The sequence below is a fragment of the Janthinobacterium kochi genome (assembly GCF_051380715.1).
GTDB lineage: Bacteria > Pseudomonadota > Gammaproteobacteria > Burkholderiales > Burkholderiaceae_D > Janthinobacterium.
In genome coordinates this window covers 622,832-648,957 of sequence record NZ_JBNYXO010000002.1, presented here as the reverse complement: position 1 = coordinate 648,957, position 26,126 = coordinate 622,832, and the positions used below count along the sequence as shown (strand labels likewise).

Annotated in this window: 26 protein-coding genes; 14 read left to right on the top strand and 12 right to left on the bottom strand. The window is 62.2% G+C overall.

What is annotated here, in order from left to right:
• Positions 1 to 23: 23 nt before the first annotated feature.
• Entirely contained in the window at positions 24 to 1,640 is a 1,617-nt protein-coding gene (locus tag ACQ4WL_RS07275; RefSeq protein WP_436509007.1) for a GMC family oxidoreductase, read from the bottom strand.
• Positions 1,641 to 1,790: 150 nt separating this feature from the next.
• Here ACQ4WL_RS07275 and ACQ4WL_RS07270 point away from each other — a divergent pair, with 150 nt between their 5' ends.
• Entirely contained in the window at positions 1,791 to 2,651 is an 861-nt protein-coding gene (locus ACQ4WL_RS07270) for an IclR family transcriptional regulator (protein WP_436509005.1), read from the top strand.
• On the opposite strand, the gene ACQ4WL_RS07265 is transcribed toward ACQ4WL_RS07270, so the two are convergent.
• From ACQ4WL_RS07265 to ACQ4WL_RS07245, 5 genes are all read right to left on the bottom strand, one after another.
• A complete protein-coding gene (locus tag ACQ4WL_RS07265; RefSeq protein WP_436509004.1) occupies positions 2,648 to 3,874 on the bottom strand; it encodes a 6-phosphofructokinase in 1,227 nt (408 codons plus the stop codon). The two genes, ACQ4WL_RS07270 and ACQ4WL_RS07265, sit on opposite strands and share 4 nt — an antisense overlap.
• A 116-nt stretch (positions 3,875 to 3,990) precedes the next feature.
• The gene (locus ACQ4WL_RS07260) at positions 3,991 to 6,039 is read right to left on the bottom strand and encodes a sodium:solute symporter family protein (RefSeq protein ID WP_436509002.1); all 2,049 of its coding nucleotides are present in this window, start codon (positions 6,037 to 6,039) and stop codon (positions 3,991 to 3,993) included.
• Positions 6,036 to 6,350, bottom strand: a complete 315-nt coding sequence (locus ACQ4WL_RS07255) for a DUF4212 domain-containing protein (protein ID WP_436509001.1) — start codon at positions 6,348 to 6,350, stop codon at positions 6,036 to 6,038. Before ACQ4WL_RS07255 ends, ACQ4WL_RS07260 begins: the two co-directional genes overlap by 4 nt.
• Entirely contained in the window at positions 6,343 to 7,881 is a 1,539-nt protein-coding gene (locus ACQ4WL_RS07250) for a sensor histidine kinase (protein WP_436509000.1), read from the bottom strand. Before ACQ4WL_RS07250 ends, ACQ4WL_RS07255 begins: the two co-directional genes overlap by 8 nt.
• Positions 7,878 to 8,612 (bottom strand): response regulator, encoded by a 735-nt coding sequence (locus ACQ4WL_RS07245; protein ID WP_436508999.1) that lies wholly within the window; start codon positions 8,610 to 8,612, stop codon positions 7,878 to 7,880. Before ACQ4WL_RS07245 ends, ACQ4WL_RS07250 begins: the two co-directional genes overlap by 4 nt.
• A gap of 241 nt (positions 8,613 to 8,853) precedes the next feature.
• Here ACQ4WL_RS07245 and recA point away from each other — a divergent pair, with 241 nt between their 5' ends.
• The 7 genes from recA (at position 8,854) to ACQ4WL_RS07210 (ending at position 16,064) form a co-directional block, all read left to right on the top strand.
• Complete coding sequence (gene recA, locus ACQ4WL_RS07240; RefSeq protein ID WP_096238005.1) at positions 8,854 to 9,954, top strand: recombinase RecA; 1,101 nt, start codon at positions 8,854 to 8,856, stop codon at positions 9,952 to 9,954.
• Between the two features lie 227 nt (positions 9,955 to 10,181).
• Positions 10,182 to 10,637 (top strand): recombination regulator RecX, encoded by a 456-nt coding sequence (gene recX, locus ACQ4WL_RS07235; protein WP_436508997.1) that lies wholly within the window; start codon positions 10,182 to 10,184, stop codon positions 10,635 to 10,637.
• Between the two features lie 227 nt (positions 10,638 to 10,864).
• Positions 10,865 to 12,403, top strand: a complete 1,539-nt coding sequence (locus tag ACQ4WL_RS07230; RefSeq protein ID WP_436508996.1) for a methyltransferase regulatory domain-containing protein — start codon at positions 10,865 to 10,867, stop codon at positions 12,401 to 12,403.
• A gap of 279 nt (positions 12,404 to 12,682) precedes the next feature.
• Positions 12,683 to 13,243 (top strand): DUF2889 domain-containing protein, encoded by a 561-nt coding sequence (locus ACQ4WL_RS07225; protein WP_436509109.1) that lies wholly within the window; start codon positions 12,683 to 12,685, stop codon positions 13,241 to 13,243.
• Between the two features lie 78 nt (positions 13,244 to 13,321).
• Positions 13,322 to 14,491: an ADP-forming succinate--CoA ligase subunit beta gene (gene sucC / locus ACQ4WL_RS07220; RefSeq protein ID WP_436508995.1), complete on the top strand. Its 1,170-nt coding sequence runs from the start codon at positions 13,322 to 13,324 to the stop codon at positions 14,489 to 14,491.
• 13 nt (positions 14,492 to 14,504) lie between these two features.
• On the top strand, positions 14,505 to 15,386 hold the full coding sequence (gene sucD / locus ACQ4WL_RS07215) for a succinate--CoA ligase subunit alpha (protein WP_010401645.1): 882 nt from the start codon (positions 14,505 to 14,507) through the stop codon (positions 15,384 to 15,386).
• A 213-nt stretch (positions 15,387 to 15,599) separates the two neighbouring features.
• Positions 15,600 to 16,064 carry a pilin gene (locus ACQ4WL_RS07210; RefSeq protein WP_436508993.1) on the top strand — a complete coding sequence of 155 codons (465 nt, stop codon included), beginning with the start codon at positions 15,600 to 15,602 and terminating at the stop codon, positions 16,062 to 16,064.
• A 21-nt stretch (positions 16,065 to 16,085) separates the two neighbouring features.
• Here the strand turns inward: ACQ4WL_RS07210 and ACQ4WL_RS07205 are convergent, their stop codons facing one another.
• Positions 16,086 to 16,808, bottom strand: coding sequence for a flagellar brake protein (locus ACQ4WL_RS07205; protein ID WP_436508991.1), 723 nt, complete (start codon positions 16,806 to 16,808; stop codon positions 16,086 to 16,088).
• Positions 16,809 to 16,971: 163 nt separating this feature from the next.
• On the opposite strand from ACQ4WL_RS07205, the gene ACQ4WL_RS07200 reads away from it, so the two are divergent.
• On the top strand, positions 16,972 to 17,352 hold the full coding sequence (locus tag ACQ4WL_RS07200; protein ID WP_436508990.1) for a DUF6713 family protein: 381 nt from the start codon (positions 16,972 to 16,974) through the stop codon (positions 17,350 to 17,352).
• Here the strand turns inward: ACQ4WL_RS07200 and moaC are convergent, their stop codons facing one another.
• On the bottom strand, positions 17,353 to 17,859 hold the full coding sequence (moaC, locus tag ACQ4WL_RS07195) for a cyclic pyranopterin monophosphate synthase MoaC (RefSeq protein ID WP_035822511.1): 507 nt from the start codon (positions 17,857 to 17,859) through the stop codon (positions 17,353 to 17,355).
• A 152-nt stretch (positions 17,860 to 18,011) separates the two neighbouring features.
• Between moaC and ACQ4WL_RS07190 the strand changes: the two genes are divergently transcribed.
• Positions 18,012 to 19,601: a M48 family metalloprotease gene (locus ACQ4WL_RS07190; protein ID WP_436508988.1), complete on the top strand. Its 1,590-nt coding sequence runs from the start codon at positions 18,012 to 18,014 to the stop codon at positions 19,599 to 19,601.
• A gap of 3 nt (positions 19,602 to 19,604) precedes the next feature.
• On the opposite strand, the gene ACQ4WL_RS07185 is transcribed toward ACQ4WL_RS07190, so the two are convergent.
• The 4 genes from ACQ4WL_RS07185 to ACQ4WL_RS07170 form a co-directional block, all read right to left on the bottom strand.
• Positions 19,605 to 20,195 (bottom strand): DUF2946 family protein, encoded by a 591-nt coding sequence (locus tag ACQ4WL_RS07185; RefSeq protein WP_436508986.1) that lies wholly within the window; start codon positions 20,193 to 20,195, stop codon positions 19,605 to 19,607.
• On the bottom strand, positions 20,188 to 21,225 hold the full coding sequence (locus ACQ4WL_RS07180) for a YheT family hydrolase (protein WP_436508985.1): 1,038 nt from the start codon (positions 21,223 to 21,225) through the stop codon (positions 20,188 to 20,190). Before ACQ4WL_RS07180 ends, ACQ4WL_RS07185 begins: the two co-directional genes overlap by 8 nt.
• Positions 21,225 to 21,650: a YybH family protein gene (locus ACQ4WL_RS07175; protein ID WP_436508983.1), complete on the bottom strand. Its 426-nt coding sequence runs from the start codon at positions 21,648 to 21,650 to the stop codon at positions 21,225 to 21,227. Before ACQ4WL_RS07175 ends, ACQ4WL_RS07180 begins: the two co-directional genes overlap by 1 nt.
• A 76-nt stretch (positions 21,651 to 21,726) precedes the next feature.
• Entirely contained in the window at positions 21,727 to 21,921 is a 195-nt protein-coding gene (locus tag ACQ4WL_RS07170; protein ID WP_219115321.1) for a zinc-finger domain-containing protein, read from the bottom strand.
• 258 nt (positions 21,922 to 22,179) lie between these two features.
• Here ACQ4WL_RS07170 and ACQ4WL_RS07165 point away from each other — a divergent pair, with 258 nt between their 5' ends.
• From ACQ4WL_RS07165 to pyk, 4 genes are all read left to right on the top strand, one after another.
• Positions 22,180 to 22,914: an AzlC family ABC transporter permease gene (locus tag ACQ4WL_RS07165; protein WP_436508981.1), complete on the top strand. Its 735-nt coding sequence runs from the start codon at positions 22,180 to 22,182 to the stop codon at positions 22,912 to 22,914.
• Positions 22,907 to 23,257, top strand: coding sequence for an AzlD domain-containing protein (locus ACQ4WL_RS07160; RefSeq protein ID WP_436508980.1), 351 nt, complete (start codon positions 22,907 to 22,909; stop codon positions 23,255 to 23,257). The genes ACQ4WL_RS07165 and ACQ4WL_RS07160 overlap by 8 nt, the downstream gene beginning before the upstream one ends.
• 77 nt (positions 23,258 to 23,334) lie before the next feature.
• Entirely contained in the window at positions 23,335 to 24,546 is a 1,212-nt protein-coding gene (locus tag ACQ4WL_RS07155) for a phosphoglycerate kinase (RefSeq protein WP_436508978.1), read from the top strand.
• Positions 24,547 to 24,656: 110 nt separating this feature from the next.
• The gene (gene pyk / locus ACQ4WL_RS07150) at positions 24,657 to 26,105 is read left to right on the top strand and encodes a pyruvate kinase (protein ID WP_436508976.1); all 1,449 of its coding nucleotides are present in this window, start codon (positions 24,657 to 24,659) and stop codon (positions 26,103 to 26,105) included.
• The last annotated feature ends 21 nt before the right edge of the window (positions 26,106 to 26,126 follow it).

Genomic DNA, 26,126 nt, shown 5'->3' with positions numbered 1-26,126 from the left:
GGTGGAAGTGGACGGGGCGCTGGCTACGCAGCCTGAGGCAGCCGCACGGCGTCCGACAGGATCATGTCGGCCGCTTTTTCGGCGATCATGATGGTGGGCGCGTTCGTGTTGCCCGAGACGATTTCCGGCATGATCGATGCGTCGACCACGCGCAGGTTTTGCAGGCCGTGCACGCGCAGGCGGTCATCGACGACGGCCATGACGTCATGCCCCATCTTGCAGGTACCGCTGGGGTGGTAGATGGACTGGCTGAAGCGGCGTGCCGCGTCCAGCAGTTCTTCGTCCGTCTCGAATTGCGGGCCGGGCACGAACTCGCAAATGATGTGCGGCGCCAGCGACGGGGCGGCGGCGATTTTTCGCGCCACGCGCAGGGCGGCAATCGCCGTGCGCTGGTCGCGCGGGTCGGACAGGTAGTTCGGGTAGATGCCCGGATAGGCGAGGGGATCGGCGGACTTGATCGACACGTGGCCGCGGCTGTGCGGGCGCAGCTGGCACACGGACGACGTGAACGCGGAAAACGGATGCGCGCCTTCGCCCGGCTTGTCGGCGCTCAGCGGCTGCATGTGAAACTGGATGTCGGGCCGCTCCACTTCGGGCGAAGACTTGGTAAACACCGTCACCTGGCTGGCCGCCAGGGTCAGCGGCCCCGAGCGGGAAAACACATATTGCATGCCCACCCACAGCTTGCCCCACAGGCTGTTGACTTCATCGTTCAGGGTTTTCAGCCGCGTCTTGAAGACGAGGCGGATTTGCAAATGGTCTTGCAGGTTCTGTCCCACGCCGGGCAAGGCGTGCACCAGCGGCACGCCGACTTCCTCGAGCAGGGCACGCGGTCCCACGCCCGAGCACTGCAGGATGTGCGGCGAGCCGATGGCGCCCGCGCAGAGTATCACTTCGCCGCTGGCGCGCGCCTGGCGCAGCTGGCCATCCTGCCGGTACTCGATGCCGACGGCGCGCTTGCCCTCGAACAGCACGCGCGTGATGTGCGCGCGCACTTCCACGCGCAGGTTGACGCGCTTGCGGGCCGGGCGCAAAAAGGCTTTCGCTGTACTCCAGCGCAAGCCCTTGCTGGCCGTCTGCTGGAAGTAGCCGACGCCTTCCTGCGTGGCGCCGTTGTAATCGGCATTGAAAGGGATGCCGCTTTCCGTGGCGCCAGTAATAAAATGCTCGGCGATGGGACGGCGCAGGCGCAAGTCCGATACCTTCAAGGGACCGCCCACGCCGTGGTAATCGCTGGCGCCGCGTTCCTGGTCTTCCGATTTCTTGAAATAGGGCAGCACCTCGGCATAGCTCCAGCCTGCATTGCCCAGCTCGGCCCAGCGGTCGTAATCTTCCTTCTGGCCGCGCACGTACAGCAAGCCGTTGAGCGAGCTGGAGCCGCCCAGGACCTTGCCGCGCGGCCATTGCAACTGGCGCCCGGCGATGCCGGCATCGGCCTCCGTGCGGTAACACCAGTCCAGCCTGGGGTCGTGCATGGTCTTGAAATAGCCGACCGGCACGTGGATCCAGGGATTGTTGTCCTTGCCGCCCGCTTCCAGCAGCAATACCTGCTTGTTGCTGTCGTGCGACAGGCGGTTGGCCAGCACGCAACCGGCGGAACCGGCGCCGACAACGATGTAATCGTAGTGTGTTTGCAACATGGTGCTTGTCTCCTGCGTTGCGGTATCGCTTGCCTTTGCGGGCGATTTTTGCGATACACTGGTCTTTTATTTGATGTTTTGGAACGTCTGGTTCCATTTATAAAAGACGAGCAGCACCGGGACAAGCGGAAACAGCCGCATACGCGAGAGGTGAAACAGAACATGCAGGATGCGTTTCAAAAACGGCAGGCCGAGGCCGAAGAAGACAGCTCGGCGGTTGGCGCGGTGGCTGCCAGCGTGGCGGCCAGCCATGGCGATGAGGCGCGGGGCTTGCGCGTGCTGCGCCTGATCGAGCATCTGGCCAGCGCCAGCCAGCCCTTGACCCTGTCGCAGCTGGCCGCGCGCATGCAGGTGCCCAAGGCCAGCATGATGCGCCTGCTCGATACCCTGGAACAGCACGGTTATGTGCTGCGCACGCCCGTGGGACGCGGTTATGTGCCCGGTGCGGCGTCCACCAATCTGGCGCTGGCGACCTTGCGCAACAATGCCCTGATCCGTGTGAGCCGCAGCATCCTGGGCAGCCTGGTGGCGGCCACGGGCGAAACGTGCAACCTGGCCATTCCCGAGGGCAATGCGATCGTGTATGTGGACCGCGTGGAAACGCAGGAACCGCTGCGCCTGCACCTGGTGCTGGGCACGCGCGCGCCCATGCATTGCACGGCCAGCGGCAAGCTGTTCTTGGCGCACATGTCGCTGCTGGAGCGGCGCGCATTGCTGGCCATGCTGAGCCTGCAGGCGCGCACGCCGAAAAGCATCACGGACCCCTTGTTGCTCGAGCGCGAGATCGTGCGCATCGCCCGCTTGGGCATCGGCATCGACGACGAGGAATTCGTGCACGGCATGGTGGCCGTGGCCGTGCCCATTTGCGCCGCCGACGGACGCATCGTGGCGGCCGTCGCCTGCCACGCGCCTGTGGCGAGAAAATCCGTGGAGCAACTGATGCAGCACGTGCCGCAGCTCAAGGACGCGGCCGTCAAGCTGCGGCCGCTATTGCTGGCGGAAAACAGCTAAGGTTTCAAGACCTTCGCTACTTTCGCTGCGCGCAGGCGGAACGCATCGGGCATGCCGGAACCGAGCAGCGGACGCAGGTACAGCCGGAAAGCATCGGTCACGTCGGTGCCGCTGGCGCTGATGAATTCGTCTTCCATGGTGCGCGTCTTGCCCGCCACTTCCGTCAATGGCAGCAACTCGTAGTCGACGGAATAAAAGCCCGTGCGCTTGATGGCGACGGAACCATCGCGGTCGCCCCACATGGCGAACTGCACTGCCTTTTCACCCACTTCTCGGGCTTCGCGTTGATCGACGTCGGAGACGCAGCCGATGAAGGAGCGCTGCAGATAGCCGAAGGTATCGCCGCGCACGCGCTTGATGCCGAGTTTTGCCTTGATTTCGTCGCACAGCAGGTCGGCCAGCGCGCCCGTGCCGGACAATTGCACATTGCCGTGCGCATCGCGTTCTACCTCATTGCCCACCTGTTTGGCCAGCAGGCTGGCGATCGGCTCTCCCGAGGCATCGTGGATGCCTTCCGAGACGGCGATCACGCAGCGGCCGTATTTTTCATACGTGGCTTTCACGTCGGCCAAGAATTGCTCCAGCACGAAGACGCGCTCGGGCAGGTAGATCAGGTGCGGGCCATCGTCGGGGAACTTCTTGCCCAGCGCCGAGGCGGCCGTCAGGAAGCCTGCGTGGCGGCCCATCACCACGCCCACGTATACGCCGGGCAAGGCTGCATTGTCGAGGTTGGCGCCGGCGAACGCTTGTGCGACGAAACGCGCGGCCGAGGGAAAGCCAGGCGTGTGGTCGCTACCGACCAGGTCGTTGTCGATGGTTTTCGGGATGTGGATGCAGCGCAGCCGATAGCCGGCCTTGCGCGCTTCCTCGCTGACGATGCGCACCGTGTCGGACGAGTCATTGCCGCCGATGTAAAAGAAGTGTTCGATCTCGTGCGCGCGCAGCACTTCGAAGATTTGATGGCAGTAGGCAATATCGGGCTTGTCGCGCGTGGAGCCAAGCGCCGAGGACGGCGTGGCGGCCACCAGTTCCAGGTTGTGGCTGGTTTCCTGCGTCAGATCAACGAATTCCTCATTGACGATGCCGCGCACGCCGTGCAGCGCGCCATACACGCGCGTGACATGCTGGAAGCGGCGCGATTCGAGCACCACGCCGACCAGCGACTGGTTGATGACGGCGGTGGGGCCGCCTCCCTGGGCAACAAGAATTTTTCCAGACGGCATGGGATCTCCTCGTAGTGGAACGGCCCTCCAGCCTACACCTTTTTTACCGCGGCGCTGTCTTTTCCGATAGTTCAGTCGTGAAATTTTTCCACGTCATCCCAGGACTGGATGTGCGCTTATTCCGGCGCCCGGATATGTTCCACCAGCCCCGTGCTGCGCCGTCCTGGCGCCGGTGTCAGCCAGCTGACCAGGATGGCGGCGGTCAGGCCGGCCGGCACGCCGAAGATGCCGGCTGAAATGGGGGCGATGTGAAACCATTGACCGCTGGCATTGCCACCCAGCATGGTGCTCGTATGCAGCATGTAATACAGGCACACGCCAAAGCCGGCCAGCATGCCGGCCAGCGCGCCCTGGTAATTGGCGCGCTGCCAGAAGACGCCCAGCACCAGCGGCGGAAACAGGGTCGAGGCGGCCAGGGAAAAAGCCACGCCCACCAGCGACAGGATATCGGCCGGCTTTTGCGAAGCCGCATAGGCGGCGATGAAGGCCACGGCCAGCAGCAGCAATTTGGAAATCGTCACGCGCTTTTGCGTCGAGGCGCTGGGATCGACCACCTTGTAATAGATGTCATGCGACAGGGCGTTGGAAATGGCCAGCAGCAAGCCGTCCGCCGTCGACAGGGCGGCGGCCAGGCCTCCGGCCGCCACCAGTCCGGAAATCACATAAGGCAGGCCGGCGATCTCGGGCGTGGCCAGCACCAGCACGTCGGCGTCGATGGAAATTTCCGCCAGTTGCACGATGCCGTCGCGGTTGACGTCGATGATACTGATCAGGGGGCTGAGCTTGTCCACATTGGCCCAGTACGATACCCAGGTGGGCAGGTTCGTGTATTGCGTGCCGACCAGTGCCGAGTAAATATCGTATTTGACCAGCACGGCCAGCGCGGGAATCGTGAGGTAGATCAACAAGATGAAGAACAGGGTCCAGAAGACGGACACGCGCGCTTCGTGCACGGAGGGCGTGGTGTAGGAGCGCATCAGGATATGCGGCAGGGCGGCCGTGCCCAACATCATGCAAAACACGAGGGCCAGGAAATTGTTGCGCTTGATGTCGGACTGCTCGCGGTCCGCGGCGGGAAACGGCTGCGCGTGCGGAATGATCGGCTCGGCGCGTTTCTGATTCTGCGCCTGCATCGCCTGCCACAGCACGCGTGCCTCGTCCGGGCTTTTCGGATAGGCAATCAGGTAGCGCTCCGCGTTGCGGATATCGAATAGCGAAGTATTGCGTTGGCGCAAACTATCGAGCTGGCGCTGGGCCGCCAGGCGGCCTTGCTCCCAGGAGCCGGGCAAGCCGGCGATGCGCGCCTGGTAGCTTTGCGCGCGCTGGCGGAAGATGGCGCGCACTTCGTTTTCTTTCGGGTCCGTTTCCAGCACGTGTTCGCGCGCGCTCAGTTGCGGCAACACCTTGCCGTAGGCGATCTGCGGCACGGGATTGTCCGCATGCTTGACCGACAGCCACATGGCGGGAATCAGAAAGGCGACCAGGATGATGATGTACTGCGCCACCTGCGTCCAGGTGATGGCGCGCATGCCGCCAAGAAAGGAGCAGACGAGGATGCTGGCCAGGCCCAGGAAGATGCCGACGGAAAAATCCACGCCCGTGAAGCGCGAGGCGATCAGGCCGACGGCATAGATCTGCGCCACGACATACGTAAACGACACGATGATGGTGGCGGCCACGGCCACCACGCGCACGCTGGCGCCGCGTTTGTCGGTGCCGCTGCCGTAGCGGGCGGCGAGGAAGTCGGGAATCGTGTACTGGCTGAACTTGCGCAGGTAGGGTGCGATCAAGAGCGCCACCAGGCAATAGCCGCCCGTCCAGCCCATGATGAAGGCCAGGCCGTCGAAACCATTCAGGTACAGGCCGCCGGCCAGGCTGATGAAGCTGGCGGCCGAAATCCAGTCGGCGGCCGTGGCCATGCCGTTGAACATGGCTGGCACCCGGCGCCCTGCCACATAGTATTCGGTGACATTCGAGGTGCGGCTGATGACGCCGATGGTGGCGTACAGGGTGATGGTGACCAGCATGAACAGGTAGCCGATCCACGCGCGCGGCATGCCCTCCTGTTCCAGCACCGCCAGGGCCAGCAGGAAGGCGGCAAAACCGGCCGTAAACAGCAGGTAGTAGCGGCACAGCCGCGCAAAGAAGCTGCGCTGGCCGTTCATGCGTGCTCCTCGGCATGAAAAGCCCGGTCCAGGCGCCGCATGCGCCAGGCATAGAAGGCGATGATGGCCAGATACACCAGCGAGGCGCCCTGGGCCGCCATGTAGAAGGGCAGCGGCCAGCCGAACAAGTTCAGGTGCAACAGTTCGCGCGCATAAAACACGGTCAGAAAGCCCGTCAGCAGCCAGATCAGCAGCAGGATGGCCGTCAGGCGCCGCGTCTTGTGCCAGTGAACATCGAGGCGCGCCTGCAGTTCGGGGCTGGGCGTGCGCGCCGGCCGTGCCGGGGGAACGGTTGTTCTCGGCTTATCCATACGTGATGTGATCCTCTTCTGGCGCATCCGGCAACAGCAGGGCGATGCTCAGGCGCAGCAGGGTGCCCGGCAGCTTCGGCGACTGCGCGCGCGGATTGTTAAAAATGTCGACTTCGGCGCCATGCTGCTGGGCAATCTCACGCACGATGGCCAGGCCCAGTCCGCTGCCGTCGACATTGCTGCCGAGAATACGGTAAAAGCGTTCGAACACGTGCGCCCGCTCGGCCGGCGGTATGCCGGGGCCCGTATCCTCCACTTCCAGGATGGCCAGTTCCAGGGTGCTGCGCACGCGTATCGTGACGCTGCCGCCGGCCGGCGTGTAGCGCAGGGCATTGTCGATCAAATTACTCAGCAGCTCGCGCAGCATCATGGCATTGCCGGAAATCATGATCGAATAGGCGGGCTGCTCGAAGCCCAGGTCGATATGCTGGGCAAACGAGGCTTGCACCCAGTCCTGCACCACGCCGCGCGCCAGTTCGCTCAGCTCGATCGGCTCGAACGCCGTGCCCGCCTGTGGCTGGTTTTCCGCACGCGCCAGGGCCAGCAGCTGGTTGACCAGGCGCGTGGCCGCTTCCGAACTTTTCGCCAGTTGCAGCAGCGAGCGGTGAATCTCGTCGTGGTCGGTCTGGCGCAGGGCCAGCTCGGATTGCATGCGCATGCCGGCCAGCGGTGTTTTCATCTGGTGCGCGGCATCGGCGATGAAGCGTTTCTGCATGTCGATCGACAGCGATAGCCGCGCCAGCATCTCGTTGAGCGAACCGACCAGTGGCGTGATTTCCTCGGGCACCTGGCCCGATTCGATGGGGGAGAGGTCGTCGGGCGGCCGCGCGCGTATGCGCTCCTGCAATTGCGCCAGCGGCGACAGGCCGCGCGCCAGGGCAAACCAGACCAGGGCCAGGATCACGGGCAGGATGATGAACTGTGGCAAGATCACGCCCTTGATGATTTCATTGGCCAGCTGGGCGCGCTTTTCCAGCGTCTCGGCCACTTGCACCAGCGTGCGGCGCGGTTCGTCGCCGCTGCCGGACGGCATGTCGAGATAGCTGAACGCCACGCGCACGGGCGTGCCGTGGATGGTGTCGTTGCGAAACAGCACCATGCCGCTGCGGTATTTGTCGGGGTCTTGCGGCGGCGGCAAGTCGCGGTCGCCGTCGAGGTATTCGCCGTGCCCGCCCACCACCAGGTAATACAGGGTATCGACATCGTCGCCGCGCAGGAAGTCGCGGCCCTTGTTATTGCTGTTCTTGTCCGGCACGCGGCGCAGCATCGCGCCGTCGGCCTGTTTGACCTGTTGCGTCAGCACCGTCACGCTGTCTTCCAGCGCATGGTCGAAGGGCTGATTGGCGATGCCCTTGGCCACCAGATAGGTGATGGCGATGCTCATCGGCCACAGCAGCAGCAAGGGCGCCAGCATCCAGTCGAGGATTTCGCCAAACAGCGAATGCTCGATGGTGTCATCCTGCTCCGTGGTGGGCGGCTCGAACCAGTCGTCGTCGTCCGCCTCGTCCGCTGGCGCCTCGCGCGCCTTCACTTGGTTACGGGTCCGCTGGCCGGGCCTGCCGACTCGCCCGCTTCGGCATTCAGGCGCGCCGCTTCCGAGTATTTTTCCAGGCAATAACCAAGGCCGCGCACGGTGGCGATGCGCACGCCGCCCACCTCGATCTTCTTGCGCAAACGGTGCACATACACTTCGATGGCGTTGTTCGACACCTCTTCGCCCCATTCGCACAGGTGGTCGACCAGCTGCTCTTTCGAAACGAGGCGGCCGGTGCGGCCCAGCAGAATTTCCAGCAAGCCCAGTTCGCGCGCCGACAGGTCGAGCATCTGATCGTTGATGTAGGCGCTACGCCCCACCTGGTCGTAGCTGAGGGGGCCGTGCTTGATGACGGTGGCGCCGCCGCCGGCGCCGCGGCGCGTCAGGGCGCGCACTCTTGCCTCCAGTTCCGACAGGGCGAACGGCTTGGCCATATAATCATCGGCACCCAGGTCGAGGCCATTCACGCGTTGTTCGATGGAATCGGCGGCCGTCAGGATCAACACCGGCAGCAGCGAGGCGCGCGCGCGCAGGCGGCGCAGCACCTCCAGGCCGGACATCTTCGGCAGCCCCAGGTCGAGGATCAGCAGGTCGAATTCCTGGGTGGACAGGGCCGTATCGGCTTCCTGGCCGGTCTTGACGTAGTCGATTGCATAACCGGATTGGCGCAGCGAGCGGGTCAGGCCATCGGCCAGCACGCTGTCATCTTCGGCAAGTAAAATACGCATGGTGCACTTCCTATGCTTGCGACGGTAGAAGCTTGTATTGTGTTTCATTTTCCGCAAGGTGGATAGTTTTTGTGAAAAACCAGGGTTGTATTGATCTGTTTCAAAACAAATCCACGTTCCGCTTGCATTGATCACTGTTTTTTTATACAGTACTGTCTGTGTAAAGAATTTAACCCACTGGCGCTATCGCAGGCTGCAGGATTCAAATGGATTCGCAACTGTAGAACGGCTGAAAGAACATATGGACGATAAAAAAGCTGTAGTACCCGCATCGGAAAAAGCCAAGGCGCTCGCCGCTGCACTGGCGCAGATCGAGAAGCAGTTTGGCAAAGGTTCGGTCATGCGCATGGATGCCAGCGCGGTGATCGAAGAAGTGCAAGTCGTGTCGACCGGTTCGCTCGGCCTCGATATCGCGCTGGGCGTGGGCGGCTTGCCACGCGGCCGCGTGGTGGAAATCTACGGTCCGGAATCGTCGGGTAAAACCACCCTGACCCTGCAAACCATTGCTGAAATGCAAAAATTGGGCGGCACTTGCGCCTTTATCGATGCCGAGCACGCGCTGGACGTCGGTTACGCGCAAAAACTGGGCGTGAACCTGCACGAATTGCTGATCTCGCAACCGGATACGGGCGAGCAGGCGCTGGAAATCTGCGACGCCCTCGTGCGTTCGGGCAGCGTCGACCTGGTCGTCATCGACTCCGTGGCGGCACTGACGCCACGCGCCGAGATCGAAGGCGACATGGGCGATTCCCTGCCAGGCTTGCAAGCGCGCCTGATGTCGCAAGCCCTGCGTAAATTGACCGGTTCTATCAACCGTACGAATACCCTGGTCATCTTCATCAACCAGATCCGCATGAAAATCGGCGTGATGTTCGGCAGCCCGGAAACCACCACCGGCGGCAATGCGCTGAAATTCTACGCCTCCGTGCGCCTCGATATCCGCCGCACCGGCTCGATCAAGTCCGGCGACGAAGTGATCGGCAACGAAACCAAAGTCAAGGTCGTCAAGAACAAGATCGCGCCACCGTTCAAGGAAGCGCACTTCGACATCCTGTACGGCGCCGGCACCTCGCGCGAAGGCGAAATCCTGGATCTGGGCTCGGATGCCAAGATCGTGGAAAAATCCGGTTCGTGGTACAGCTACAACGGCGAACGCATCGGCCAGGGCAAGGATAACGCCCGTGCCTTCCTGCAAGAGCGTCCGGCGCTGGCCCGCGAAATCGAAAACAAGGTCCGCGCTTCGCTGGGCGTGCGCGAACTGCCACCGCTGGCTGCTGAAAAGCCGGAAAAAGCGGATAAAGCCGCTGACAAGGCTGCCAAGGCGGAAGCCAAGGCAGAGTAGGTCGGATTAGCGCGGCAAATCCGCGCGTAATCCGACAACACCACAGACGTCAACAATGTTGTCGGATCAGACGCCAACAATGTTGTCGGATTACGGCCCAAGAGGCCTAATCCGACCTACGCATGGCTTGCCGCAAGGTAGGACCCTGATCGCCGTCCCGCGCTGTTGCGCTGGGCGGCGATTGTGTTTGGGTGCTGTGATCGTGGAATGAAAGACAAGGTGGGTGTATGGCCGCAGTACAACTAAGCCTGAAGGGCAGGGCGCTCCGCTTTCTATCGATGCGTGAGCATAGCCGCATGGAATTGCGGCGCAAGCTGCAGCGCCATGCGCAGGAGGGCGATGACGTGGAAGCCTTGCTCGACAGCCTGGAGCAAGCCAACTGGCTGTCGCAGGAGCGCTTTTCGGAATCGCTGATCCATCGCCGCTCGGCCCGCTTCGGCAATAGCCGCATCATGGCGGAATTGCAAAGCCATGGCATAGGCGGCGAAGCGCTGCAGGAACTCAAGGCGGGCCTGGCCGAAGGCGAGACCGCGCGCGCCTGCGAAGTGTGGCGCCGCAAATTTGGTGAAGTGGCGCAGGATGCCGAACAGCGCAACAAGCAGATGCGTTTTTTGATGCAGCGCGGCTTTTCGCAGCGCGCCGTACACGTCGCCCTGAAGGGGCTGGACCCTGACGAGGAATAAGGTGGGCGCCGGCATGTCACCGGGACTGCAGGCGCGACGGTCCGGCCGCTTTCCCGTTCATCTGGCCCCGCCGGCCTAGCCACGCCCGTGCCGCCGTTGCCATGCCGCCATGAACTGCGCTTTCAAACGCCGTCTGTTTATAGTATGGTGACGCCGCGCGATAGGGTATTCTGGCGCTCGAACGCTGTGCGATGCGCGCAGTACCACTGATCTTGACAGGATGCGAGATGAGCAACTGGAATGCCGGCTACATGGCCGAAATCGCCTATACCTATGGCTATTACGAAGAATTGAATCCTTTGCGCCTGCGGCTGCCCCTGCTGGCCGCCGGCCTCGCCTTGCCGGCCAGCGGCACGGCCTGCGAGCTGGGCTTTGGCCAGGGCATCAGCGCCAACATCCATGCGGCGGCGTCCGCCACGCGCTGGTATGGCAATGATTTCAATCCTTCGCAGGCCGCATTTGCGCAGGAGCTGGCCAGCGCAGCCTGCGCCGGCGCGCAGTTCACGGATGAATCGTTCGCGCAGTTTTGCTGCCGCGATGACTTGCCCGATTTCGACTTTATTTGCCTGCACGGGATATGGAGCTGGGTCTCGGCGGAAAATCGCGCCTTGATCGTCGACTTCCTGCAGCGCAAGCTGAAAGTGGGCGGCGTTGCCTATATCAGCTATAACACGCAGCCGGGCTGGGGGGCCATGATGCCGATGCGCGACCTGCTGGCCGAACATAGCCGCGTCATGAGCGCGCCCGGCGTGGGTGTGTTGGCACGAGTCGACGGTGCCATCGATTTCGTTGAACGGATGATCGCCGTGCAACCACGCTACCTGGAGGCTAATCCCCTGTTGCTGGACCGTTTCGAGAAGCTGAAAGCGCTGGACCGCAACTATGTTGCGCACGAATATTTCAATTCTGATTGGCAGCCGATGGCATTTTCCCGCCTGGCCGCCATGCTGGGCGAGGCCAAGCTGGAGTTCGTCGCCTCCGCCAACTATACCGCTCTGATCGACATGTTGAACCTGACGGCCGAGCACCAGCAATTCCTTGCCGAGATACCCGATCCCATCTTCCGCGAGACGACGCGTGCCTTTCTCGTCAACGAGCAGTTCCGCAAGGATTACTGGGTCAAGGGCGCACGCAGGCTGACGCCATTGGCCCAGGCCAGCGCTTTGCGGGCCGTGCGCGTGATGCTGGCCGTACCCCGCGACGAAGTGGTGTTGAGCGTGCATGGCGTGCTGGGCGATGCCGATATGGACGAGCGTGTGTATGCGCCCATACTCGACGCCATGGCCGACCATCGCGTGTATACGATAGGCGAGCTGGAGCAGCGAATGGCTGGCAGCGAAGCCAGCCTGGCCGCCTTGCTGCAGATCATGCTGGTACTGGTCAGCAAGGGCAGCCTGCTTGCCGTCCAGGACGAGGCCGACATTGCCGTGGCGCGGCCGCAGACGGCGCGGTTAAATGCGCACTTGCTGGAACAGGCGCTGGCCAGAACCGATCTGCACATCCTTGCCAGCCCCCTGACGGGGGGCGGCGTGGTTGTGTCTCATTTACAACAGCTGTTCCTGTGGGCGAAGCTGCAAGGTTGGCAAGCGCCACAAGAATGGGTGAGCGCGACGTGGCCCGTGCTGCTGCGTCTGAACCAGCTGCTGACGCGGGACGGGCAGCCCTTGTTGACGGAAGAGGAAAACCTGGAAGAACTGCTGGCGCGCGCGCAATATTTTTCTGCGCGCACCTTGCCTGTTTTACGCGCACTGGGCGTGGCTGATTGAAACGCGGCGCCGGCGCGTCTGCCTGTGCCGCAAAGCCTGCCACCAAGATATTCACATGGTGAATGCTCGTCATTTATTTTGCGATTTTCGTTAATGATTTGTGGCAGGCGGCACGACCAATGAAAAATTATGTTGCGGCGCAACCTGCGCGCAATGTGCTACACTTTTAGGGTTTTTGCGGCGCCGCAGGTGCGGTTGCTGTTCGTAGAAGCTGCGAACGGCGTGCTTTATGCACATGGCTGCTTACTAAATTATGGCCGCGCAAGCGGCATCGGTCTTATGCCCCTGTCAACTCCCGTATCCCGGCGCGCCCTACGGCACTCCCGCGTTATCGACGTCCAAGCGTATGTGCGCGACGACGGCCTGTGGGATATTGACGCCCGTATCACTGATATCAAAAGCTATGACGCGATGCTGGCCTCCGGCCCCCGTCCCGCCGGCACTCCCCTGCATGACCTCCATTTACGCATTACCGTCGACCGCGAACTGACCATCGTCGAGGCCGAAGCTGCCTCCGATGCTGTGCCCTATCCCGGTTTTTGCGATACCATCGGCCCCGCTTACAGGGCGTTGATCGGTTTGAATTTATTGAAGAATTTCCGCCGCGACTTGAAACAGCGCCTGGCGGGAATCGCTGGCTGTACCCATTTGACGGAACTGGCGCAAGTCTTGCCGACTGCGACGGTTCAGGCATTTGCCGGCGATGTCTGGTCGACCCGTGACGGTGAGAATGCTGACTTGTCGCATGAAAAGCCGTTTCAACTCGACAAATGCCACGCCCTGCGCACCGATGGCGGGGCGGTGGCACAGTATTACCCGCGCTGGGTAGCCAAGGCGTGACCCCGGCGCTCTGTTTTTCCTGTTTTTTTTGCACTACTAACCGTATTTTTACACATCAGTATCAGAAGGGAAGCCAGCATGAAAATCCATGAGTATCAAGCCAAAGAAATCCTCCGGCAGTACGGAGTGACGGTACCACGCGGTATTCCGTGCATGTCCGTCGACGAAGCCGTCAAGGCTGCGGAAACCCTGGGCGGCCCGGTGTGGGTCGTCAAGGCGCAGATCCACGCAGGTGGCCGCGGCAAGGGCGGCGGCGTGAAAGTGGCAAAATCGATGGAACAGGTCAAGCAATACGCTGACCAGATCATGGGCATGCAGCTGATCACGCATCAGACCAGCGCCGAAGGCCAGAAAGTCAACCGCCTGCTGGTGGAAGAAGGCGCCGACATCAAACAAGAACTGTACGTTTCGCTGGTCACCGACCGCGTCACCCAGAAAATCGTCCTGATGGCTTCGTCCGAAGGCGGCATGGACATCGAAGAAGTGGCCGAGAGCCACCCAGAGAAGATCCACCACGTCACCATCGATCCAGGCGTTGGCCTGACCGATGCCCAGGCAGACGACATCGCGACCAAAATCGGCGTGCCTGCCGGTTCCATCGCCGACGCCCGCGTCAACCTGCAAGGCCTGTACAAAGCGTACTGGGAAACCGACTGCTCGCTGGCCGAAATCAATCCGCTGATCGTCACCGGCAGCGGCAAAGTCATCGCCCTGGACGCCAAGTTCAACTTTGACCCGAACGCCCTGTTCCGCCATCCGGAAATCGTCGCCCTGCGCGATCTGGACGAAGAAGATCCAGCTGAAATCGAAGCGTCGAAATTCGACCTGGCCTACATTTCGCTCGACGGCAACATCGGTTGCCTGGTGAACGGCGCCGGCCTGGCCATGGCCACCATGGACACCATCAAGCTGTTCGGCGGCGAGCCAGCCAACTTCCTGGACGTCGGCGGCGGTGCCACGGCAGAAAAAGTGACCGAAGCGTTCAAGATCATGCTGAAAAACCCAGGCTTGAAAGCCATCCTGGTGAACATTTTCGGCGGCATCATGCGTTGCGACGTGATCGCTGAAGGCGTTATCGCCGCGGTGAAAGCTGTCTCGCTGAACGTACCGCTGGTGGTGCGCATGAAGGGCACCAACGAAGACCTGGGCAAGAAGATGCTGGCCGATTCCGGTCTGCCTATCATCGCAGCCGACACCATGGAAGATGCAGCCAAGAGCGTCGTTGCCGCTGCTGCCGGTCAAGCTTAATTAAGGAATCAACATGTCCATTCTGATCAATAAAGATACCAAAGTCGTCACCCAAGGGATCACCGGCAAGACCGGCCAGTTCCACACCCGCGGTTGCCGCGACTACGCGAACGGCAAAGCTGCCTTCGTGGCAGGCGTGAACCCGAAGAAAGCCGGCGAAGATTTCGAAGGCATTCCCATTTTCGCTAGCGTCACCGAAGCGAAAAAAGAAACCGGCGCCAACGTTTCCGTGATCTACGTGCCGCCAGCAGGCGCGGCAGCGGCGATCTGGGAAGCTGTCGAAGCTGAAATGGATCTGGCCATTTGCATCACCGAAGGCATTCCTGTGCGTGACATGATGGCCCTGAAAGACCGCATGGCTAAAGCCAACAGCAAAACCTTGCTGCTGGGCCCTAACTGCCCAGGCTTGATCACGCCAGACGAAATCAAGATCGGCATCATGCCAGGTCATATTCACAAGAAGGGCCGTATCGGCGTGGTGTCGCGTTCGGGCACCCTGACCTATGAAGCAGTGGGTCAGCTGACCGCACTGGGCCTGGGCCAATCGTCGGCAGTCGGCATCGGCGGCGACCCGATCAACGGTCTGAAGCACATCGACATCATGAAGATGTTCAATGATGATCCAGATACCGACGCGGTCATCATGATCGGCGAAATCGGCGGTCCGGACGAAGCCAATGCGGCGTATTGGATCAAAGACAACATGAAAAAACCGGTCGTCGGCTTCATCGCTGGCGTGACCGCTCCTCCAGGCAAGCGCATGGGCCACGCCGGCGCGCTGATCTCGGGCGGTGCCGATACGGCACAAGCCAAGCTGGAAATCATGGAAGCTTGCGGCATCACCGTGACCAAGAACCCGTCGGAAATGGCGCGTCTGCTGAAAGCCATGCTGTAATTTCAGCCTGGTTCACGCAGTACAAAAAAGGAGCTTCGGCTCCTTTTTTTTGTCTGCAAGACAGACCGCTGCCCGGCCTGGGCCGACGCAGTTGGTCCGAACCTGCCCAAAAGTGTCGCTTTTCTTTCCACCTGTACTGCCGCTGCCCGGGCGAGCCGCTGGCATGGCGCTTGCACCATTCCCTGCGTGAGCAATGCACCATGGGAGGATACGATGCGCGCGCAAAGCGGATTTACCCTGATAGAACTGATGATCGTGGTGGCCATCGCCGGCATCCTGGCGGCCGTGGCCATTCCCCAGTACGGCGACTATACGATGCGGGCCAAGGTCGGCAACGTGCTGGCGGCGGCCGCACCGCTGAAGACAGCCGTGGCCCTGTGCGTGCAGGAAAACGGCGGGCTGGCGACCGCCTGCAGCACGCCCACCGAGGCCGTGCCCAGCGCCATCCCCGTGTTCAGTGCCACGCGCGAAGTGGCGAGCGCCACCGTGGACAATGGGAATATCGTGCTAACCCTCGCTGCTGACCTGGGCACGGGGATCGGTGGACAAAGCGTGACGATGACCATGAAGCCGGGCACCAGCAGCCTGACCTGGTTTAACAGCACCAGCGTGACGAATCCGGCGGCGAAGGAAGCGATTACCAAAAACAACATTCCCGACGTGACCCCGACTCTGTAAGCGGCGCTGGCCAGCCGGGTATCAGACGATTTTTTGCCGGTCCGCGATCAGCGCTTCATAGGTGAGGTTTTGCAGCAAGGTGTAGTGGGTCGGTTCCAGGTCGATGAATTGCACGCCATAGGTATAAATTTCGGCGACCTCGGCCGCCTTGCCATTCGATGGCTTGCCCACGCTGACGTTCTGGATGCGCGCGCGCGTGTTGACGCGCATCTGATGCTTGTTCGGCTGCACCAGCAGGGTAAAGCTGAGCGCGACACCCTCGTCGTCCGGCGTGAGCATGCTGGGCGCCTCGATCAGCGCGCCCGAGACGCTGAGGTTGACGATGAACACGGGCACGGCCGCCACGTCGCGGTAGCTCAGCTGCGCCGGAATGTCCACTTTCACGCGCATGGCCGTGCGCAGGCTGGTGCCCTGGATGGCGTCGGGAAAGCTCAGGTGCACATAATTGAGGGGGCGGCCAAAGATGCGCAGCACGCTGCATGCAAACGAACACACGGTGACGCCGGAAAACACGCGGATGGTCAGCTTGTCGCCCTCGTTGAGCACGATGGACGCACCGTTTTCCATCGGGATCTTGACGATCAGGTACTCGTCTTTCACGTAGCCGATCAGGGTCGAGAAATGCTGGATCGGTTTGATGGTGCGGTGCGTGATGAACTGGATGCGTCCACCCACCTGCAGATTCATCGCCTCGAATTCGAAGTCCTGGAGCTTGCCTTCCGCGGCGGGCTTGTTGCTTGTCATGCGATGCTCATCTTGAAATTGTCGAATCGCAGTATGCATGATTTCTTGATGAAAAAGCACTTATATCAATGAAATTCATATTGGCGCAGAAAAATGCCAGGTGCACGTGCCGGTGCGCGGTGCAGGGTTTACAATTGCATTAATCTTGACGAATGTAAATCTTATGCCGCGCAGCTACTTCTGGACCATGTTGTTTCTGATCTTGCATCAAATCGACGCTGCCTACTGGAAAGAGTGGGAAATGTTTCATTTGCCGGGCGGCGTGCAGGGTTTTCTGGTGTTTAACCTGGCGGCGATTGCCCTGGTGCTGGCCGGTTACCGGCACGTGTTGTTGGCAACCCCGCGGGCGCCCCTGTATGCGGCTGTATGCGCCGCGCTGGGCGTGGGAACGTGTTTGATCCATGCCGGCTTTGCGCTGGCAGGGCTGGAGCAATTCCACCTGCCCCTGTCGATGGCCATCATCGTGCTGTGCCTGGCCAGTGCCGTCTGGCTGCTGTGCGACTTGCGCCGCGCCCAGGGCCAGCGGGCGCGCCAGGCAGCATAGTTACAGCTCGGCGTGCCAATCGCCCGACTTGCCGCCATGCTTTTCCAGCACGCGCACGTTCGTCATGACCATGCCCCGGTCGACGGCCTTGCACATATCGTAGATCGTCAGCAAGCCGATCTGTACGGAAGTGAGCGCTTCCATTTCCACGCCCGTCTTGCCGGTCGTATCGACTTGAGCGCGGCAGTGCACGCTGTTGGCTGCTTCATCCACTTCGAAGTCGACGGTGACGCGCGTGAGGGCCAGCGGGTGGCACAGCGGAATCAGGTCGCTGGTGCGCTTGGCGCCCATGATGGCGGCGATGCGGGCGATGCCCAGGACGTCGCCCTTTTTCGCATTGCCGGAAATGATCAATGCCAGGGTGGCGGGCTGCATGCGGATGGTGCCGGCGGCCACGGCGCTGCGGCGCGTGTCTTCCTTGCTGCCCACGTCGACCATATGGGCCTGGCCCGTGGCGTCGAAATGGGTCAGTTCTCCGGCGGGGGCTTGCTTGTCTGCTGTTGTCATGGCGTCAAAATAGGTGAGGAGTGGGGCGCGGCACGCGTGGGAATGGGCGCCGCTAACAAGGTATGATAGCACCCGTGAATTCAAAAACTCCCCTTCCGATCGTCCGTGAAAACACCGCTGCGGCATGGTTGCGCCGCTCCCGGCGCGCATCCATGCTGGCTGCATGGTGGCTGGCGGCGCCGTTTGCGCTGGCGCAAACCTATATGTCTGCGCCGGCGGCGTCGGCCGCCAGCACGGCGGCCAAGCCGGCCGGCAACTGGACGCCGCTGGCCGTGCCGCCAGCGCCGAACCTGCCGAACCTGGGCGATACCTCGCGCGAAGACCTGTCGCCGGCGATGGAGCGCAAGATCGGCGAGGAAATCATGCGCGGCATTCGCGGCGACCGCGATTATCTCGACGATGCGCCCTTGCTCGAATACCTGAATACCTTCGGCAACGCCCTCGTGGCGGCGCGCCCCAGCGTGCGCGGCGAAACGAATTACGACTATTTCTTCTTTGCCGTGCGCGATCCTCAGTTGAATGCGTTTGCCTTGCCTGGCGGTTTCATCGGTGTCCACTCGGCCCTGGTGCTGGCGGCGCAAACGGAGGCAGAACTGGCTTCCGTGCTGTCGCACGAGATCGGCCACGTGGCGCAGCGCCATATCGCGCGCATGCTGGGCCAGCAGCGCCAGGATGCCCTGATGCCGCTGGCCGCCATGCTGCTGGCGGCGCTGGCGTCACGCGCTGGCGGCGATGTGGCGCTGGGCGTGTTTGCCGCCGGCCAAGGCCTGGCCATCCAGCGCCAGCTCAATTTTGGCCGTGACGCCGAACGCGAGGCCGACCGCATCGGTTTCCAGATCATGGGCGAAGGCGGTTTCGACACCACCGGCATGGTAGCCTTCTTCGGCCGCATGCAGGCGGCCAGCCGTTCGTACAGCGACCTGATGCCCGCCTATCTGCAGACCCACCCGCTGACGACGGAACGCATCGCCGACATCCAGGCGCGCATCCGCGAGCAGCCCTACAAGCAGCGTCCGGACAGCCTGAGTTTCCACCTGGCCCGCGCGCGTGCCCGTGTGCTGCAGGATGAAAGCGTGCAAGGCCTGTTGAATGCCAAGGCCGTGTTCAAGACGCAGCTGGAACAGCAAAGCCGTTTCCAGGTGGTGGCCGCCCATTACGGCTTGTCCTTTGTCGCCGTCAAGCAGGGCAAGCCGGCGGAGGCCCAGAAGGAGCTCGACGCGGCCAATGCCGCCCTGCACCAGCCGGTCGGGCCGAATGTGTTTACCTCGGGTGGCACGCAGGGCCCCAATTCGCTGCTGGCGGCGATGGGGCTGGAAGTGCTGTTGATGCCGGCGCAAAAGAAGGAAGTGGCGCAGCAAGCCCTGAAGGCGGCCGATGCGGCGCGCCAGCAGTTTCCCCTCTCGCGCGGCATTGCCCATCAGTATGCGGAAGCGCTGATGGCTGCCGGCAAGCTGGAGCCGGCTACCTTGTATCTGCGCGACCAGGTGCAGCTCTACAAGGAGGAGCCGGAACTGTATGATTTATTGGCGAAAGCCTATGCGGACCAGGGCAAGATGACCTTGCAGCACATGGCGCTGGCCGAATCCTACGTGTTGCAGGGCGCCACGATGGCCGCGCTGGACCAGCTGACGATCGCCCGCAAGTCGACGGACGCGACTTTCTATGACCAGGCCGTGATCGATGCGCGCGAGCGCGAACTGCAGGAAAAGCGCCGCGAACAGATCAAGGACCAGAAGGGCTAGCGGCTACTCCGCTTGCGGCGCGCGCTGGAAGCCGAAGGTGTGCGGCACGCTGGCATAGGCCAGCGGCTGCACGGCAATTTCCTTGTCGTCATGCAATAAGGTCAGGTTTCCCCGGCCTTGCTCCAGCCAGGCCAGCAGGGCTTCGTCGCTGGCCGCCAAGCCATCGATGCGCAGCGACGCCAGCACCTGCGCCATGTCGCGGTCGTCGACCTGCGCCACGCTGTCGCCCTGGCGCAAGATCAGTGCGCCGTTGTCGCACAGCCAGGCGGCATCGATGGCTGCCAGCGGCGCGCCTGTCTGCAAGACAAAACCGTGCTGCGGATCGCTGCGGGCGATGTACGGCGTCGCTTCCAGGTTCAGGTAGACGCGCTGCGGGCCATTCTGGAAAAACCAGCAACCGCGTTCGTCATGGTCGTAATTGCGGTTGATAAATCCCAGCAGGGCAACATGGGCGATCTTGTCGCCGGGTAGTTGTTGCTGTTGTGCCTGCTGGTCGCGCATGCGCCAGTTACCGCGCGCGTCCAGGCCCAGCCAGCCGTAGCAGTGGGGCACGTTGGGCCATTTGGCCAGCGCCTGTTTGACGAGTTCATCCATGTGGTGCGTTTTCCGTGTGAGTGCGTGCACCGCCAGCGTGACAGGTTTGCGGCGCCGATGGCGCCGTGTTGCCGCCTTCAAAAAAGGCGATCAGGCGCTGCGGCAGCCAGCGTGTGCTTCCCGGCAACTTGCCAGCGGCAAAGCCGACGTGGCCGCCGTGGCGCGGATACTCGAGCGTGACCTTGGGCGCGGCACGGCGCGGCAAGAAGCGCCCGGGCAGGAAGGGATCATTTTGCGCATTCAGCACCAGGGTTGGCACGGTGATGTCCGACAAGACGTGCTTGGCGCTGGCGCGGTGCCAGTAATCGTCGGCGTCGCGGTAGCCGTGCAGCGGCGCCGTGACGACATTGTCGAAGGCGTGCAAGTCGCGCGCGGCCAGCATGGCGTCGCGCGCAAACAGGCCGGGAAATTGCTCCAGCTTGGCCAGGCATTTCGGTTTCAAGGTGTTCAGGAACATGCGCGTGTAGAGCCGGTTGGCGCCCGAAGACAGGGCCTTGCCCCCTTGGGCCAGATCCAGCGGGGCCGACACGGCCGCGGCCGCATCGATGAAATCGGCCTGGTGCTGCGACTGGCCCAGCCAGCACAGCAGGGCGTTGCCGCCCAGCGACACGCCGGCCGCGTAAAACTTGCCCGTCGCCCGCGGGCGCAGGCGCTGCACGATCCAGTCCACTTCCTGCGCATCGCCCGAATGGTAGAAACGCGGCGCCAGGTTGGCTTCGCCCGAGCAGCCGCGAAAGTGCGGCACGGCGCCTGACCAGCCGCGCGCCGCCACTTCGCTCATCAGGGCGCGCGCGTAATGGCTGTTCGACGAGCCTTCCAGCCCGTGGAACAGCACCACGAAGGGCTGGCCCGGCTGGCCGTCGACTAGATCGACATCGACGAAGTCGCCATCGGGTGCTTGCCAGCGTTCACGGCGGAAGGCCACGGCCGGCTTGGCGAGGCACACGGCTGGATAAATCGTCTGCGCGTGGCCGCCAGGCAACCAGAGCGGGGCGGTATAGGGGGCGTTGTCAATAAGAGGCAAGGACATCAGTGCAGGATCTGCGTCCCCGTGCTGTCAGCCGGCGCGCCACCGGGGGCGATGGAGGCGTGGTGCAGCACGATGCGCCAGCCGCGCGGCGTTTTCACATAGACATTTGTCGCCAGCAGATGCGCCGGGCCGCCTTCTTCGGCGGTGACGCCTTCGATCACCGTGTGCACGGAACTCATCAGGTTGTGCGTCTCATGCAGCTGTGCCGGCACGATGTGCAGGCCGCCACCTGCCAGAATGGTTTCCCACGAGGCGCGGATGGCGGCATGGCCGATCAGGCGCGCGCCGCCCGGGTGGATGCAGACGATCTCTTCATCGTCGGCCCATAGCGCCATCAGCGCTTCAAGATCGGCGCGGTGCAAGGCATCGTAGAACGCCGCTTCGACTTCGGCGGCGCTGCCATTGAGTTCCTTCAGACGTTTCATGACGACTCCGGCTTGAGCGGTACAACTAAATTGATGCAAATAAAAACGGCGCGCTGGGGGCGCGCCGCTGGGCAGGTTAATGATGGCCGGCGCTGGCGCCTTCCTTCAGGGTATACGCCGTGCCGCAGTAAGGGCACTTGGCGATACCGTCTTTGTTGAATTCCAGAAACACGCGCGGATGCGACGACCACAGCGGCATGGCCGGGTTAGGGCAGTGGGCTGGCAAGTCTTTACTGTCGAGTTCGACCGCTGGCTGGGTGGATTTTGTCATCTTGTCATGCTCCGTGAGGCTGTATGGATGGAAGTCGGCTGCTGCCAAAAGCACGATTTTAACGGATTCAGGCAGACAGCAAAAATCATGGCTAAAATGTCGGCTCGATCATCTTCGGCTGCGGCGCGGTTTTTTGCGGAAATATGGCGGCTGCAGCGCCACACTGACTGGATTTGCCTTGCCGGTATTACCGTTGCGCCCATGCGCCCCGCGCACCATTGTTGTGCTGTTACCACAGTGCGCCCATCGGAGCGCCGCGTGAACGCCGTCCCGGCCGCCAGCGACGATGCCTTGCTGAAAGACGCCTGGCGCGCCGGCCTGAACCTGGGTGCGCCCACCCTGCTGGGCATCGCCGCCTGGGGTATGGTGGTGGGCGTGGCCATGGTGAAAAGCGGCCTGACGGTAGCGCAGGCGGGGGCGATGACCCTGTTTGTCTTTGCCGGCTCGGCCCAGCTCGCCTCCCTGCCCCTGCTGGCCGCGCAGGCGCCCGTGTGGGTGATCTTTGCCACGGCCCTCGTCGTCAATTTGCGTTTTGTTATCTTTTCCGTGTTGCTGGCCCCCCATTTCGCCCATCTGCCGTGGCGCCAGCGCTTTGCGCTCGGCTATGTGGCGGGCGATATCACGGTGGGCCTGTTCCTGCAGCGCTACCCGCATGAAACGCCGGATCCGGCCAAGCTGCCCTTCCTCAAGGGCTTGATTTATCCCAACTGGCTGGCCTGGCAAATCGGTTCCTTCATCGGCATCGTGCTGGGGGCCGTCGTGCCGGCCGAATGGGGGCTGGGTTTTGCCGGCACCCTGGCGATCCTGTGCGTGACGGTGCCGCTGATCCTCAGCCGCGCCGCCCTTTGCGGGGTGCTGGTGGCGGGCACGGTGGCCGTGCTGGCCTTCGGCCTGCCGTATAAACTGGGCTTGCTGGTGGCCGTCGTGGTGGGCATGGTCAGCGCCATGGCCGTGGAAGAATTGACCGAGAAATGGAACAAACGCCATGTTTGACGGATTGGACTGGGGCAGGAGCGACGTGTGGATCGCCATCGCCGTACTGATGGTGGCCACGGCCGCCACGCGCAGCACCTTCTGGCTGGTCGGCCATCACATCAGCATTCCGCGCCGCGTGGGCGAGATGCTGCGCTATGCGCCGGCCTGCGCGCTGGCGGCCATCATCGCGCCCGACATGCTGATGGAAGGGCAGCAAGTGTACTTCGACATATCTAATTTGAAACTGTTATCTGGTATTGCCGCCACGCTCTTTTTCGTGATCCGCCGCAATATGCTGCAAACCATCGTGTTTGGCATGCTGGTTTTCACGGGCTTGCGACTGTTGCATGTTTTTCAGTAAAGCAGGACAAATCGGGGATTTGGTCTGGTCATTGCGGTAAAATAGCGCACTTCCTTCCACTCGTCATCTGGATCGCCATGTCAGCTGTTCTCAACTTCATCCGTCTGCAAGATTTGATCGCCCAAAATGCACTGCAAGGCAAGCGCGTGTTTATCCGCGCCGACCTGAATGTCCCGCAAGATGACAGTGGCAAGATTACCGAAGACACGCGCATCCGCGCTTCGGTACCGGCCATCCGCGCCGCGCTCGACGCTGGCGCTGCCGTCATGGTGACGTCGCACCTGGGCCGTCCGACGGAAGGCGAGTTCAAGCCTGCCGACAGCCTGGCGCCCGTGGCCGCCCGTTTGTCCGAGCTGCTGGGCCAGGAAGTTGCACTGAAACAAAACTGGATCGATGGCGCCGGCCTGGAAAACCTGGCCGCCGGCCAGGTGGTCTTGCTGGAAAACGTGCGCGTGAACAAGGGCGAAAAGAAAAACAGCGATGAGCTGGCGCAAAAAATGGCCAAGCTGTGCGATATCTACGTCAATGACGCGTTCGGCACGGCCCACCGCGCCGAAGCATCCACGCACGGCATCGCCAAGTTCGCCCCCGTCGCCTGCGCCGGCCCGCTGCTGGCCGCCGAACTCGATGCGCTGGGCAAAGCTTTGCACGCCCCAGCCCGCCCGCTGCTGGCCATCGTCGCCGGTTCGAAAGTGTCGAGCAAGCTGACCATCTTGAAAGCCCTGTCCGACAAGGTCGATAATCTGATCGTTGGCGGCGGCATCGCCAACACCTTCATGAAGGCCGTTGGCTTGAACGTCGGCAAGTCGCTGGTGGAAGCGGAACTCGTTGAAGAAGCGAAAGCCATCATCGAGATCATGGCCAAGCGCGGCGCGCAAGTGCCGATTCCCGTCGATGTCGTATGCGCCAAGGAGTTTTCGCCTACGGCCGCCGCCACCGTCAAAGACGTGGCCGATGTGGCGGACGACGACATGATCCTCGATATCGGCCCGAAAACGGCGGCCCTGCTGGCGCAGCAGATCGCCGCTGCCGGCACCATCGTGTGGAACGGCCCGGTTGGCGTGTTCGAATTCGACCAGTTCGGCAACGGCACCAAGACTCTGGCGCTGGCCATTGCCGAATCGAAAGCTTTCTCGATCGCCGGCGGTGGCGACACCCTGGCGGCGATTGCCAAATACGACATTACCGATAAAATCAGCTATATCTCGACGGGCGGCGGCGCCTTCCTGGAATTCCTGGAAGGCAAGACTTTGCCCGCGGTGGAAATTCTCATGCAACGTGCTGGCTGATACAGCCGGACTGTAGTGCCACCAAGCGCAGCCTGACCGCTGCGCTTTTACCTTGCCGGATGCAGCATCGAGCCGGCCTTGCTCACCTTCGCTCGCGCACAAGGACTCCTATGCCACGCGGTACAAAAATCGTAGCAACAATCGGCCCCGCCTCCACCGACTTCGATATTCTGGTGAAGATGATACGTGCGGGCGTCGACGTGGTGCGTTTGAATTTTTCCCACGGCAAGGCGCAAGACCATATCGACCGCGCGGCGCTGGTACGCCTGGCGGCAGCTGAATGCGGCCGCGAAGTGGCCATCATGGCCGACATGCAGGGGCCAAAGATTCGCGTTGGCAAGTTTGAGAACACGCGCATCGAGCTGGAAGCGGGCGAGCGCTTCATCCTCGACGCCAAGTGGGGCGAGAATGGCGAGCTGGGCAACCAGGAACGGGTCGGCCTCGATTACAAGGCCCTGCCGCGCGACCTGCACAAGGGCGACGTGCTGCTGCTGAACGACGGCCTCATCGTGCTGATCGTCGAGCGCATCCACGGCAGCGAAATTCACACCACCGTCAAGATCGGTGGCGAGTTGTCGAACAACAAGGGCATCAACCGCCAGGGCGGCGGCCTGTCCGCGCCCGCGCTGACGGCCAAGGATATGGAAGATATCAAGACGGCCATGAGTTTCCAGGCCGACTATCTGGCTATTTCCTTCCCGAAATGCGCAACCGACATGGAAATGGCGCGCCAGCTGGCCAATATCGCCGGTGAAGCGTACCACCACAAGCCGATGATGATCGCCAAGATCGAGCGCGCGGAAGCCATTCCTGCCTTGCAGGAAATCCTCGACGCCTCCGACGGCATCATGGTGGCGCGCGGCGACCTGGCGGTCGAGGTGGGCAATGCGGCCGTGCCGGCCTTGCAGAAACGCATGATCAAGATGGCGCGCGCGTCGAACAAGCTTGCCATTACGGCAACGCAGATGATGGAATCGATGATCGTCAACGCCGTGCCGACCCGCGCCGAAGTGTCCGACGTGGCCAATGCCGTGCTCGATGGCACGGATGCCGTCATGACGTCGGCCGAGACGGCCTCGGGCAAGTACCCGATCGAGACGGTGGAAATGATGGCCGCCATCTGCGTCGAAGCGGAACAGTCCGAATACAACAAGCTCGATGCCGATTTCCTCAACGTCACGTTTACCCGCATCGACCAGTCGATCGCGTATGGCGCCCTGTTTACGGCCCACCATTTGCGCGTGAAAGCCATCGTGGCGCTGACGGAATCCGGTTCTACCGCCTTGTGGATGAGCCGCCACAGCATCGACACGCCGATCTACGCGCTCACGCCCAGTGTCACCACTTTGCGCAAAGCCGCGCTGTACCGCAATGTTCGGGCGTATCATCTGATGCAGAACGCCCCCAGCGCGCAAGTGCTGAAGCAGGCGGAAGAGTTGCTGGTGGCGCAGGGCATCGTCAGGAAGGGTGACATGATCGTCGTCACCTGGGGCGAGCCGATGGGCCAGGTGGGCGGCACCAATGCCTTGAAGATTGTGAAGGTAGGCGAATTCGACTAAGGTCCAAGAATTCAGGCGCCG